This window comes from Sphingopyxis sp. NFH-91, from assembly GCF_021401285.1.
GTDB lineage: Bacteria > Pseudomonadota > Alphaproteobacteria > Sphingomonadales > Sphingomonadaceae > Sphingopyxis > Sphingopyxis terrae_A.
This window is the reverse complement of sequence record NZ_JACBGA010000002.1, coordinates 578,825-591,124: the sequence shown is the minus strand read 5'-3', so window position 1 is coordinate 591,124 and position 12,300 is coordinate 578,825. Positions and strand designations below refer to the sequence as shown.

The 12,300-nt window shown below is 64.5% G+C and carries 11 protein-coding genes; 6 read left to right on the top strand and 5 right to left on the bottom strand.

What is annotated here, in order from left to right; all coding sequences use genetic code 11:
• The 5 genes from hisI (at position 1) to L0963_RS07800 (ending at position 4,822) form a co-directional block, all read left to right on the top strand.
• A complete protein-coding gene (gene hisI, locus L0963_RS07820) occupies positions 1–375 on the top strand; it encodes a phosphoribosyl-AMP cyclohydrolase (RefSeq protein WP_186403232.1) in 375 nt (124 codons plus the stop codon).
• The gene (locus L0963_RS07815) at positions 368–916 is read left to right on the top strand and encodes a hypothetical protein (RefSeq protein WP_186403233.1); all 549 of its coding nucleotides are present in this window, start codon (positions 368–370) and stop codon (positions 914–916) included. The genes hisI and L0963_RS07815 overlap by 8 nt, the downstream gene beginning before the upstream one ends.
• Before the next feature lie 63 nt (positions 917–979).
• On the top strand, positions 980–1,411 hold the full coding sequence (locus tag L0963_RS07810) for a MerR family transcriptional regulator (RefSeq protein WP_003051357.1): 432 nt from the start codon (positions 980–982) through the stop codon (positions 1,409–1,411).
• Between the two features lie 68 nt (positions 1,412–1,479).
• Positions 1,480–3,282 carry an acyl-CoA dehydrogenase C-terminal domain-containing protein gene (locus tag L0963_RS07805; RefSeq protein WP_234179043.1) on the top strand — a complete coding sequence of 601 codons (1,803 nt, stop codon included), beginning with the start codon at positions 1,480–1,482 and terminating at the stop codon, positions 3,280–3,282.
• Positions 3,283–3,328: 46 nt separating this feature from the next.
• On the top strand, positions 3,329–4,822 hold the full coding sequence (locus L0963_RS07800) for a phospholipase D-like domain-containing protein (RefSeq protein ID WP_234179042.1): 1,494 nt from the start codon (positions 3,329–3,331) through the stop codon (positions 4,820–4,822).
• Between the two features lie 10 nt (positions 4,823–4,832).
• Here L0963_RS07800 and L0963_RS07795 read toward each other — a convergent pair whose 3' ends face one another.
• The 5 genes from L0963_RS07795 to L0963_RS07775 are packed head-to-tail and all read right to left on the bottom strand — an operon-like array spanning position 4,833 to position 10,036.
• Positions 4,833–5,684, bottom strand: coding sequence for an HpcH/HpaI aldolase/citrate lyase family protein (locus L0963_RS07795; RefSeq protein ID WP_186403236.1), 852 nt, complete (start codon positions 5,682–5,684; stop codon positions 4,833–4,835).
• The gene (locus L0963_RS07790) at positions 5,684–6,136 is read right to left on the bottom strand and encodes a MaoC family dehydratase (RefSeq protein WP_186403237.1); all 453 of its coding nucleotides are present in this window, start codon (positions 6,134–6,136) and stop codon (positions 5,684–5,686) included. Before L0963_RS07790 ends, L0963_RS07795 begins: the two co-directional genes overlap by 1 nt.
• 2 nt (positions 6,137–6,138) lie before the next feature.
• Positions 6,139–6,597 carry a GNAT family N-acetyltransferase gene (locus tag L0963_RS07785; RefSeq protein WP_186403238.1) on the bottom strand — a complete coding sequence of 153 codons (459 nt, stop codon included), beginning with the start codon at positions 6,595–6,597 and terminating at the stop codon, positions 6,139–6,141.
• Positions 6,594–8,432, bottom strand: a complete 1,839-nt coding sequence (locus L0963_RS07780; RefSeq protein ID WP_234179041.1) for an acetyl/propionyl/methylcrotonyl-CoA carboxylase subunit alpha — start codon at positions 8,430–8,432, stop codon at positions 6,594–6,596. Before L0963_RS07780 ends, L0963_RS07785 begins: the two co-directional genes overlap by 4 nt.
• Positions 8,433–8,437: 5 nt before the next feature.
• Positions 8,438–10,036 carry a carboxyl transferase domain-containing protein gene (locus L0963_RS07775; RefSeq protein ID WP_186403240.1) on the bottom strand — a complete coding sequence of 533 codons (1,599 nt, stop codon included), beginning with the start codon at positions 10,034–10,036 and terminating at the stop codon, positions 8,438–8,440.
• Between the two features lie 145 nt (positions 10,037–10,181).
• Here L0963_RS07775 and L0963_RS07770 point away from each other — a divergent pair, with 145 nt between their 5' ends.
• Positions 10,182–12,266, top strand: coding sequence for a M13 family metallopeptidase (locus tag L0963_RS07770; RefSeq protein ID WP_186403241.1), 2,085 nt, complete (start codon positions 10,182–10,184; stop codon positions 12,264–12,266).
• Positions 12,267–12,300: the final 34 nt, after the last annotated feature.

Genomic DNA, 12,300 nt, shown 5'->3' with positions numbered 1-12,300 from the left:
ATGGATGCTTCGCGCGACACCACCGACAGTTTCCTGCCGCGTTTCGACGCCGCCGGGCTGGTGACCGCCATCGTGACCGACGTCGACAGCGGAGTGCTGCTGATGGTCGCGCATATGAATGCCGACGCGATCGCGCTGACGCAGGAGACGGGGCAGGCGCATTTCTGGTCGCGGTCGCGGGCCGCGCTGTGGCGCAAAGGCGAAACCTCGGGCAACGAGCTGGCGGTCGTCGAGATGCGCGTCGATTGCGATCAGGATGCGCTGCACTTGCGCGTGAAGCCTGCCGGTCCGGCCTGTCACACCGGGCGCCGGTCCTGCTTTTATCGCCGGATCGAGCGCGACGGCAGCCTGACCTTCCTAGATACCGATGCCTAGCCCACGCGTCGCGGGCCTTCTCGTCGCGGTTCTGCTGCTCGTCGGCGGCTGCGACCGGGCGAAGCGCGATGGCGCCGATGCCGCGATCGATACGCGCAATCCGTTGGAAATCGCCGCGCGCGAACGCGGGGTGGTACGCGCCGATGCAAGCGATCCGACCGGCCTGTTCGAACGCACGCACGAGCTTGGCCGCGATGCGATGTGCGTTGTCCCCGATGGCGCCGGGCAGTGGCGCTTTGCGGTGAGCGCGTCTTTCGGACCCGGCCTGTCGTGCAATGCGCGCGGCACCATCGTCCGCGACGGGGATGACTGGCGGATGCGCTTCGCCGGGGTCGAGGGATGCGAGGCACTTGTCCACGAAGAGGATGACGAACTGCGCCTGCCCGGACGCCTGCCGTCGCAATGCGACAGCCTGTGCCCGTCGCGCGCCTCGCTCTCGGGTCTGCGCCTGCCGCGGGCGAGCTGGTCGGCGGACGATGCAAAGGGCTTGCAGTTGCGCGATGGACGCGGCAATATGGTCCGGCCTTGCGGATCGCCGTAAGCGGCGCTTTTCCTTATCTCCGACGGCCTTGACGTTCACGTCAACGGAAACTAGTCTTTCGGGATGACCGAAGAATACGGCCACGCCCATATCGACACGCCCGATCATCTGGGGCGCGAGCAATATAGCATCACCGATCTGTCGACCGAATTCGGCGTCACCGCGCGCGCGCTTCGGTTCTACGAGGACGAAGGGCTGATCAGCCCCTCGCGCAAGGGGCTGTCGCGTATCTATTCGAAACGCGACCGCGCCCGGCTGGCCTGGATTCTGCGTGCCAAGCGCACCGGATTTAGCCTGGCCGACATTCGCGAGATGATCGACCTTTACGACGTCGGCGATGGCCGCAAGCTCCAGCGCCAGGTCACGGTCGAAAAATGCGAGGAGCGCATCGCGCTGCTCCAGCGTCAGCGCGATGACATCGACAGCGCCGTCGAGGAACTGACACGTTTCATCGATATGGTGAAAAAGGTCGACGCTGGCGAAAAAGTCGGCTGAGCTTCGGCAACCAGAACCTCCCCGGGCAAGTTTGATTGCCAACACCTGATTTATCGGAAAGATTTCGCATGCCTGTCTACCGCGCCCCGATCCAAGATACGCTGTTCCAGCTCAATGATGTCCTCGGTATCGATCGCTACGCCGACCTGCCGGGCTTCGCCAATGCGTCGCCCGATATGGTCGAAGCGGTGCTGACCGAGGCCGGCAAATTCTGCGAAGAGGTGCTGTTCCCGATCAACCGATCGGGCGACCTCGAAGGCTGCACGCGGCATGAAGATGGTTCGGTCACCACGCCCGAGGGGTTCAAGGAAGCGTATAAGGCCTATTGCGAGGCGGGCTGGACGCTGCTCAACCAGCCCGAAGAATTCGGCGGCCAGGGATTGCCCCATGTCCTCGGCTTTCCGGTCGAGGAATATCGCATGGCGGCGAACCAGGCCTTTGCCATGTATCCGGGGCTGACGCAGGCCGCGGTCTCGGCGTTGCTGGTCAAGGGGTCCGACGAGCAGAAGAGGCTCTATGTCCCCAAGATGGTGTCGGGCGAATGGGGCGGCACGATGAACCTGACCGAACCGCAGTGCGGCACCGATCTTGGCCTGATCCGCACCCGCGCGGTGCCGAACGGCGACGGCAGCTATTCGATTACGGGGACGAAGATTTTCATCTCGTCGGGCGAGCATGACCTCACCGACAATATTATCCACCTTGTGCTGGCAAAGACCCCCGACGCGCCCGACAGCGTCAAGGGAATCTCGCTGTTCATCGTCCCCAAGTATCTGGTGAACGACGACGGTTCGCTCGGTGAGCGCAACACGCTGTCGTGCGGGTCGATTGAGCACAAGATGGGCATCCACGCCAATGCGACCTGCGTGATGAACTATGACGGCGCAAAAGGCTGGATGGTCGGCGAGGAGAACAAGGGCCTTGCCGCGATGTTCGTGATGATGAACGCCGCGCGCCTCGGCGTCGGCATACAGGGGTTGGGTCAGGCCGACATAGCCTATCAGAATGCCGTGCAATATGCGCAGGACCGCCGGCAGGGCCGGGCGCTGACCGGGCCGCAGGATCCCGCCCAGAAGGCCGACCCGCTTTTCGTCCATCCAGACGTGCGCCGCATGCTGATGGATGGCAAGGCGGTGGTTGAGGGGCTGCGCGGCCTGTGTCTCTGGGGCGCGCTGCAGGTCGATCTGGCGCATGGCGCCGCGTCCGAAGAGGAGCGGCAGCAGGCCGACGATCTCGTCAGCCTGCTGACCCCGGTGATCAAGGGCTATGGCACCGACAAGGGCTATGACGTCGCGACCAACGCGCAGCAGGTGTTCGGCGGCCACGGCTACATCGAAGAGCAGGGCATGAGCCAATATGTCCGCGATGCCCGCATCACGATGATCTACGAAGGCGCCAACGGCGTGCAGGCGATGGACCTCGTCGGCCGCAAGCTCGCGCAGAATGGCGGCCGTGCCATCCAGGCCTTTTTCGCGATCGTCGACGCCGAATGTGCGACGGCGAAGGACAAGCCGGCCTTCGCCGATTTCGCGGGGCAACTCGAAAAGGCCAATGGCGAACTCAAGGCCGCGACGATGTGGTTCATGGCCAATGGCATGACCGACCCCAATAATGTCGGCGCGGGCGCGCATCATTATATGCACATCATGGGTATCGTCGCGCTGGGCCTCATGTGGCTGCGCATGGCCGAAGCGGCACAGAAGGCGCTCGACGAAGGGCGCGGGAACAAGGCGTTCCTCGAAGCCAAGCTTGTTACCGCGCGTCATTTCGGCGAACGCTTCATCCCCGATGCGGGCGCGTTGCGTCGCAAGATCGAGGCCGGCAGCGAGGCGATGATGGCGCTGACGCCCGATCAATTCTTCGCCGCCTGACGTGCAGGCTCGCAACCATCGCCGCCGCCCGTGCGTGTAGGCGGCGATGAGCGAGGATGCGCTGACCCCGATCGTTGAGGAAGGCCGCAATTGCTGGCGGATCGAACGCGCCAACAAGGCGCGGATGATCGTCGATGCGGCCGACTATTACGCGCTGCTCGTCCGGCTGATGGAGCGCGCGAAAGAGCGCATCCTGCTGATCGGCTGGGACTTCGACCCGCGGATTGCCCTGACGCCCGACGAGGCGGGCAAGGGCGAATCGCTGGGGCATTTTCTGCTGCGTCTGGCCCATGCGAAGCCCGACCGCGATATCGACATTCTTCGTTGGAATTTCGGCGGGCTCAAACAGTTCCTCATGCCGCGCATCGTCTCGATGGTGCTGCGCTGGAAGGTGACGCGCTCGATCAGCTTCCGGCTCGACAGCGCACACCCGACCGGGTGCAGCCATCACCAGAAGGTCGCGGTGTTCGACGATCATCTGGCGGTGTGCGGCGGCATCGACGTGTCTTCGTCGCGCTGGGACACGCGGGGCCATTGCGACGGCGATCCGCGGCGCACCAACCCCGACGGCAAGCCCTATATGCCGTGGCACGATTCGACGATGATCCTCGCCGGGCCGGTGGGCGAAGCGCTTGCCGATCTGGGCAACGAACGGTGGCAGCGCGCAACGAACAAGCAATTGCGCGACGTAAAGGGCGACGGCGAAAACTGGCCCGAAAATCTCGCACCCGATTTTACGAACGTCGATGTCGCGATATCGCGCACGCGCGCCGAATATGACGGCTATCCCGAAATTCGCGAGATCGAGCAGCTCTATCTCGACATGATCGCTGCGGCGAAGCGCTTCATCTATTTCGAGAATCAATATTTTACCTCGGCCAAGATCGCAGCGGCGATTGCCGAGCGGCTGGACGAGGACGATCCGCCCGAATTTGTCATGGTGATGCCGCGTACCGCCGACGGCTGGCTCGAACAGATGGCGATGGACGCGGCGCGCGTGAAGCTGGTGCGCGCGATCGCCAAGGCGCGGCACGGCGACCGCCTGCGCGTCTATGTCCCGCACACCGCGGGCGGCGACCCGATCTATGTTCATGCAAAGACTGCGGTCGTCGACGATCGCCTGCTGCGTATCGGATCGTCGAACATGAACAATCGCTCGCTGGGGCTCGACAGCGAATGCGATGTGACGATCGATGCCGCTTTGCCCGCGAACCGCGGCGTGGAGCCGACGATCCGGGCACTGCGCGAATCGCTGATCGGCGAGCATCTGGACGTCGATCCGGCCGATGTCGGCCGACTTTATGAAACAACGGGGTCGCTCATCGATGCGATCGAGGCGCTGCGCGGACCGGGCCGCTCGCTCGAGTTACTCGATCTCGTCGAGCCCGGGCCGTTTGACGATTACATCGCCGAGCATGAACTGCTCGATCCCGAAAATCCCGACGCGATGTTCGAAGGGATCGCCGAGCGCGGGCTGCGCCGGAACTGGCACCGCGGCAAAGCCTGGATGAAGCGTCACCGCCCGTTCCGGCGGAGATGATAGCGCGGCGTCAGTCCGCCAGCGACAGGATATGCCGCGCCTGTTTGAGGTGCGGGGCATCGACCATTTTGCCGTCCACCTGAAGCACCCCCGAGCCCGGATTGGCGGCGAAGGCATCGACGATCGCCTGCGCACGCTGAACCTCGTCGGCGGACGGGGTGAAGGCAGCATTGATCGGCGCGACCTGTGACGGGTGGATTGCCATCATGCCGGTAAAGCCATCGCGCCGCGCGCGCGCAGCATAGGCGGCAAGGCCCGTCTCGTCCTTGATCGCGGGAAATACCGTATCGATCGCCGCGACGCCCGCACCATGTGCGGCGAACAAGGTTAGCGCGCGGGCGACCTGATAGGGTTCGGTGTAGCGCCCGTCGGCCTCGCGGCTCGTCGCCGCGCCGATGGCGGCGGGCAAATCCTCTGCGCCCCAGGTGAGGCCGACCAGCCGGGCCTTCGCCTCGCGATAGCTGCCCAGCGTAAAGATCGCCGCCGGGGTTTCGGTCGCGATCGGCAGCACCGGCGGCAACGACGCATCGGCGGCCCCCTCGCTACGAAGGATCGTATCGAGCTGGGCGATGCTCGGCGCGCCTTCGGCCTTGGGCAGCATGATCGCATCGGGGCGCCCGCCGACAATGGCAGCAACGTCGTCGGCGGTCATATGCCCGTCGAGCGGATTGACACGGACCATCGTAAAGACTTCGCGCGTTCCGGCGAGATAGGCGGCGACCGCTTCGCGCGCGGCCTCCTTGTTTGCAGGGGACACCGAATCTTCGAGGTCGAGGATGATCGCATCGGCGCCCGACGCCGCGGCCTTCGCGAATCGTTCGGGGCGGTCGCCGGGGACGAAGAGGAGCGAGCGGAGGCGCATCAGACGTTCTTCCTGTTGATCAGCGCTGACCGTTCGCACTGGCAGACGATTTCGTCGCGCTGGTTGATGCAGCGATGGAGGAAGGTCACGATGCCCGCATTCGGCCGCGATTTCGATTCCTTGAGGCCGATCACCTCGCTCGTCGCGCGCAACGTGTCGCCGATGAACACCGGCTTGGGCATCACCAGCCTGTCATAGCCGAGGTTCGCGACGAGGGTGCCGAGCGTCGTATCGCCGACCGACAGCCCGACCATCAGGCTGAAGGTGAAAGTGCCGTTGACGAGGATCTGTCCGAATTCCGATGCTTTAGCAGCCTCGATGTCGAGATGCAGCGGCTGCGGATTGTGCGTCATTGTCGTGAACAGCAGATTGTCGGTCTCGGTCACGGTGCGGCGGATCTCGTGCACGATCGTGTCGCCGATCTGCCATTCGTCGAAAAACTTGCCTGCCATCGTCAGTCCCTCAAATGCAATTTCATGCCGACATGGCTCTGCACGAAACCGAGCCGGGCGTAGAAGCGGTGCGCGGCAGTCCGTGTCGCCGATGATGTGAGCTGGACGAGTTTGCAATCGCGCGCGCGGCACTGTTCCACCGCCCAAAGGATCATCTGCTCGCCCAGCCTTTGGCCGCGCAGGTCGGCGGCGATCCGCACCGCCTCGATCAAGCCGCGCCAGCTTCCGATAAAGGAAAGCCCCGGCAGGAAACTGAGTTGCATCGTCCCGACAACGCGGCCATCGAGTTCCGCCGCAATCAGCCGCTGGTTCGGGTCGGCGTCGATCGCCTCGAACGCGGCAAGGTAACGTGGGTCCGAGGGATCGGCCTCGCGCGCCGGCGGGATCGTGTCCTCGGCGAGCATGGCGAGGATGGCGGGAAGATCCGCCGCCGTCGCATCGCGAAGGATCAGGCCGCTCACTCGGCGGCCTCGATCTTCGCGAGCAGCGCCTCGACCTGCACCTGCGCCCCGGCCGCAGCGTTGAGTTCCGCAACGATGCCGTCGAAGGGCGCGGTCAGGCTATGCTCCATCTTCATCGCCTCGAGCGTCAGCAGCTTCTGACCCTTGGTCACCTTGTCGCCCGCGGCGACGTCGACCGCTATGATCTTGCCGGGCATCGGCGACAGGATCGCCCCGTCGCCCGCTGCGCCGCCGGCGCCGCCCGCGGCGCGCCAGGGCGTAAGCTGCCACACCGCGCCGCTTTCGGCGACGAGCATGGCGGGGGCGGGCTCCTCGGCGCCGGGGCCGTGCAGCGTCACGTCGACGCGCTTGCCGTCGAGCAGGAAGGGCGCGGTGCGCACGTCCGGCGCGTTGAGACGGAAGCCCGACTGCAGCGAGCGGGGAACCATCGCCATAGCGGCGTTTGTCAGCGCCTGATCCGACGGCATCGGCTCGGCCTTCATGCTGTCGCCATCGCGGCCGATCAGCCCGGTATCGACCGTGCCCGCAACGAAATCGGGATGGCTGAGCGCGGCAATCAGAAAGGCCGAATTGGTCTTTACCGGCCAGATCGCGCTGTCCTCCAGCATTTCGGCTAGCATTTCGCGGGCTTCATCGCGGTCGTCGCCATAGGCGATCACCTTCGCGATCATCGGGTCATAGAAGGGCGACACCTCGGCGCCTTCATAGACGCCGGTGTCGATGCGACCGAGATGCTCTGGAAGCTGGAACAGTTCGAGCGTGCCGATAGAGGGCAGGAAGCCCTTGGCCGGATCTTCGGCATAGAGGCGCGCTTCCATCGCCCAGCCGTTGATCGCCAGTTCGCCCTGCGTCAGCGGGATCGGCTCGCCCGACGCCACGCGCAGCTGCCATTCGACCAGATCGACGCCGGTGATCTCCTCGGTGACGGGATGCTCGACCTGCAATCGCGTGTTCATTTCCATGAACCAGATGCGGTCGGCGCGAAGGCCTTCCGACGCGTCGGCGATGAACTCGATCGTGCCCGCGCCGACGTAATCGACCGCCTTGGCGGCGCGCACGGCGGCGGCGCAAAGCTCGGCGCGCGTCGCTTCGTCCATGCCGGGGGCAGGGGCTTCCTCGATCACCTTCTGGTGGCGCCGCTGCAGCGAGCAGTCGCGCTCGAACAGATGGACGACATTGCCGTGGGTGTCGCCGAACACCTGCACCTCGATATGGCGCGGAGTGAGGATATATTTCTCGATCAGCACATGATCGTTGCCGAACGACGCCGCCGCCTCGCGCTGGCACGAAGCGAGCGCGTCGGCAAAGTCCGCCGCCGCATCGACCTTGCGCATCCCCTTGCCGCCGCCGCCCGCGACCGCCTTGATGAGAACGGGATAGCCGATCTGCGCGGCTTGCTCGGCGAGGAAGGCAGGGTCCTGATTTTCGCCCATATAGCCCGGCGTCACGGGCACGCCGGCCTCGGCCATCAGCTTCTTGGCGGCGTCCTTCAGGCCCATCGCGGTGATCGACGAGGGTTTCGGCCCGACCCAGACGAGCCCGGCGTCGGCGACCGCCTGTGCGAATTCGGCATTCTCGGAGAGGAAGCCGTAACCCGGATGGATCGCCTCGGCGCCGGTCGCCTTCGCGGCGGCGATGATCTTCTCGCCCACCAGATAGGATTCCCGCGCCGGCGACGGCCCGATATGCACAGCTTCGTCGGCCTCGCGCACATGCAGCGCCTTCGCGTCGGCGTCCGAATAGACCGCAACGGTGCGAATGCCCATCTCGCGCGCGGTGCGGATGATGCGGCAAGCGATTTCGCCGCGATTGGCGATGAGGAGGGATTGGATCATCTCGATTACATCCTGAACACGCCGAAGCCACGCTCTTCGATCGGGGCATTCAGCGTTGCGGAAAAGGCGAGACCGAGCACATCGCGCGTCTGTGCGGGGTCGATGATGCCGTCGTCCCACAGCCGCGCGGTCGCGTGGTATGGATTGCCTTCGTCCTCATATTTCTGGCGGATCGGCGCTTTGAAGGCTTCGGCCTCCTCAGGCGTCCATTTGTCGGCATCGCGGTGGACCGTCGCGAGAACGCTCGCCGCCTGTTCGCCGCCCATCACGCTGATCCGGCTGTTCGGCCAGCTGAACAGGAAGCGCGGGCTATAGGCCCGCCCGCACATGCCGTAATTGCCCGCGCCGAAGCTGCCGCCGATCAGCACCGTGATCTTCGGCACCGTCGCGGTTGCGACCGCGGTGACCAGCTTCGCGCCATGCTTCGCGATCCCCTCGGCCTCATATTTGCCGCCGACCATGAAGCCGCTGATGTTCTGGAGGAAGAGCAGGGGGATGCGCCGCTGCTGCGCCAGTTCGATGAAATGCGCACCCTTCACCGCGCTCTCGCTGAACAGCACGCCGTTGTTGGCGAGGATCGCTACGGGCAAGCCCCAGATATGCGCGAAGCCGCAGACGAGCGTGCTGCCGTAGTTCGCCTTGAACTCGTGGAACTCGCTGGCATCGACGATGCGCGCGATCACCTCGTGCACATCATAGGGTGCGCGGACATCCTCGGGGATGATGCCATAGAGCTCCTCTGCATCATATTTCGGCGGACGCGGCTCTTTCATCGCGACGTCGAAGCCATCGTCGAAACCGAAGGTCGAGACGATGTCGCGTACGATGGTCAGCGCATGTTCGTCATTCTCGGCTAGATGATCGACCACGCCCGACTTCTTCGCGTGCAGGTCGCCGCCGCCAAGGTCTTCGGCGCTGATTTCTTCGCCCGTCGCGGCCTTCACCAGCGGCGGGCCGGCGAGGAAGATCGTACCTTGGTTGCGCACGATCACGGTCTCGTCGCTCATCGCGGGCACGTAGGCCCCACCCGCGGTGCAGCTCCCCATCACGCACGCGATCTGCGGGATGCGCTTTGCCGACATGTTCGCCTGATTGAAGAAGATGCGCCCGAAATGGTCTCGGTCGGGAAACACCTGGTCCTGATGCGGCAGGTTCGCGCCGCCGCTGTCGACGAGGTAGATGCACGGCAGGCGGTTCGCCTCGGCAATCTCCTGCGCGCGCAGATGCTTCTTGACGGTCATCGGATAATAGGTGCCGCCCTTCACCGTCGCGTCGTTGCACACGATCATCGCCTGCCGCCCCGATACACGGCCGATGCCCGCGATCATGCCCGCGCCGGGAACCTCGCCCTCATACATGTCGCCTGCTGCGAGCTGGCCGATTTCGAGGAAAGGCGAACCCGGATCGAGCAACCGTTCGACCCGTTCGCGCGGAAGCAGCTTGCCGCGGCTCGTGTGGCGTTCGCGCGACTTTTCGTTGCCGCCCAGCGCCGCTTCGGCAACGCGCGCATAGAGCGCGTCGCGCAGGCCGCGGTTGTATGCGGCGCGGGCCTGGGTCTGCGGATCGTCGGGATTATATTGCGTCGAAAGGACGGGGGCGCTCACGGTTCACTCTCTCCCTGAAACTGTCTGCGCCCTAGCCGGTCGCTCGTCGATTGGAAAGCACCGCAGGCCGAAAATGGTTGGTATTGAAACGAGATTGTCACAGGCGTATCGCCGTCCGACACCCCCCAGAAAGCAAGGCAACGCCATGAAAAAGACCGTCCTCGCCATCCTCCTGTCCACCGCGACGATCATTGCCGGGCCGATCGCCTGCACCAGCGCCAACGGCGACAAGGCTGCTTACACGCTCGGCACCGACCTTGGCATCAGCAAGGAAGCGATGGACACCAGCGTCAAGCCGGGCGACGATTTTTACGCCTATGCGAACGGCAATTGGCAAAAGGTGACCCAGATCCCCGCCGACCGCTCGTCGATTGGCGCCTTCTACACCGCCTTCCTTGAAACAGAGAAGCGGACGCGCGAGCTCGTCGATGCGATCGTCAAGAGCGGCGGCGATGCGGGCACCGACGACGGCCGCATTGCTGCCTTCTACAACGCCTATATGAACACCAAGGCGATCGACGCCGCCGGGATGAAGCCGGTCGAGGCCGATCTGGCGCGCTTCGACACCATTGCCGACAAGGCGGCGCTGTCGACCATCCTGGGCGAACAGACGCGCGCCGATGTCGATCCGCTCAACGCCACCGACTTCAACACCGAGAATCTCTTCGGCATCTTCGTTTCGCAGGGACTGGCGACGCCCGGCGAGGTTATTCCCTATATGCTGCAGGGCGGCCTCGGCCTTCCCGAGCGCGAATATTATCTGTCGGCCGATCCGAAGATGGCGGGCATCCGCGACGCCTACAAAGCCTATATCGCCAAACTGCTGACTCAGGCGGGGGTCGCCGATGCCGATGCCAAGGCGCAGCGTATCTTCGATCTCGAAACGAAGATCGCCCGCGCGCATGCGACGCGCGAGGAGAGCGAGGATTTCACCAAATCGGCCGACGTCTGGACCAAGGCCGACTTTGCCAAAAAGGCACCCGGGATCGACTGGGACGCCTATTTTGCCGCCGCCGGGCTCGACAAGGCGGCGAAGTTCGGCGCCTATCATGCGCGGGCGATCACGGGCCTGTCGGCGCTCGTCGCATCGCAGCCGCTCGAGGCGTGGAAGGACTGGCTCGTCTTCCATCAGATCAACAGCCATACCGATGTGCTGCCAAGCGCGCTCGACGATGCGCATTTCGCCTTTTACGGCACCACCCTCTCGGGCACGCCGCAGCAGCGCAGCCGTGACAAGCGCGCGCTCGACGCGCTCAACACCTATCTCGGCGATGCGGTCGGCCGCGTCTATGCCGAGAAATATTTCCCGGCGTCGGCCAAGGCCGAAGTCGGTGACATGGTGAAGGGGATCAAGGCCGCCTTTGCGAAGCGCGTCAACACGATCGACTGGATGGCTCCCGAAACGAAGAAGGAAGCGATCAAGAAGGTCGAAACGATCGTCGTCGGCGTCGGCTATCCCGAAAACTGGCGCGACTATGGCAGCTACACGATCAGCGCCGACGACGCCTATGCGAACGAAGTCGCCGGCGAGAAGGCGGAATATGCGCACCAGCTCGCCAAGATCGGCAAGCCCTTCGACAAGGGGGAATGGTGGATGACCCCGCAGACGGTCAATGCCGTCAACCTGCCGGTGCAGAATGCGCTGAATTTCCCCGCCGCGATCCTGCAGCCGCCCTTCTTCGACGCCAAGGCCGATCCCGCCTATAATTACGGCGCGATCGGCGCCGTCATCGGCCACGAGATCAGCCACAGCTTCGACAATAATGGCGCCGCCTTCGATTCGACCGGCGCGCTGCGCAACTGGTGGACGGCCGAGGATCTCAAGAAGTTCGAGGCGGCGGGGGCGGCGCTGGCCGCGCAATATGACAGCTACAAGCCGTTCCCCGATCTTGCGGTCAACGGCAAGCTGACGCTGGGCGAGAATATTGCCGACGTCGCGGGCCTGCAGGCGGCTTATGACGCCTATCGTGCGTCGCTGAACGGCAAGGAAGCGCCGGTGATCGACGGCTTCACGGGCGATCAGCGTTTCTTCATCGCCTATGCGCAGACCTGGGCGACCAAGATGCGCGACGAGGCGTTGCGAGCGCGGATCGCGACCGACGGCCATGCGCCGGGCAACTACCGCGCACTCACCGTCCGCAACCTCGACGCGTGGTACAAGGCGTTCAACGTTCAGCCGACCGACAAGCTGTATCTCGCCCCCGATCAGCGCGTCCGCGTCTGGGGGTAATGTCCGCTTCTCGTCGTTGCGAGGAGCGGAGCGA

What these genes read in the sequence shown, in the direction of transcription:
- L0963_RS07790 (WP_186403237.1), bottom strand. Translation starts at nt 6,136, where the DNA reads ATGGCAGGCAAGTTTTTCGACGAATGGCAGATCGGCGACACGATCGTG.
- L0963_RS07795 (WP_186403236.1), bottom strand. Translation starts at nt 5,684, where the DNA reads ATGCGCCTCCGCTCGCTCCTCTTCGTCCCCGGCGACCGCCCCGAACGA.
- hisI (WP_186403232.1), top strand. Translation starts at nt 1, where the DNA reads ATGGATGCTTCGCGCGACACCACCGACAGTTTCCTGCCGCGTTTCGAC.
- L0963_RS07800 (WP_234179042.1), top strand. Translation starts at nt 3,329, where the DNA reads ATGAGCGAGGATGCGCTGACCCCGATCGTTGAGGAAGGCCGCAATTGC.
- L0963_RS07805 (WP_234179043.1), top strand. Translation starts at nt 1,480, where the DNA reads ATGCCTGTCTACCGCGCCCCGATCCAAGATACGCTGTTCCAGCTCAAT.
- L0963_RS07810 (WP_003051357.1), top strand. Translation starts at nt 980, where the DNA reads ATGACCGAAGAATACGGCCACGCCCATATCGACACGCCCGATCATCTG.
- L0963_RS07815 (WP_186403233.1), top strand. Translation starts at nt 368, where the DNA reads ATGCCTAGCCCACGCGTCGCGGGCCTTCTCGTCGCGGTTCTGCTGCTC.
- L0963_RS07780 (WP_234179041.1), bottom strand. Translation starts at nt 8,432, where the DNA reads ATGATCCAATCCCTCCTCATCGCCAATCGCGGCGAAATCGCTTGCCGC.
- L0963_RS07770 (WP_186403241.1), top strand. Translation starts at nt 10,182, where the DNA reads ATGAAAAAGACCGTCCTCGCCATCCTCCTGTCCACCGCGACGATCATT.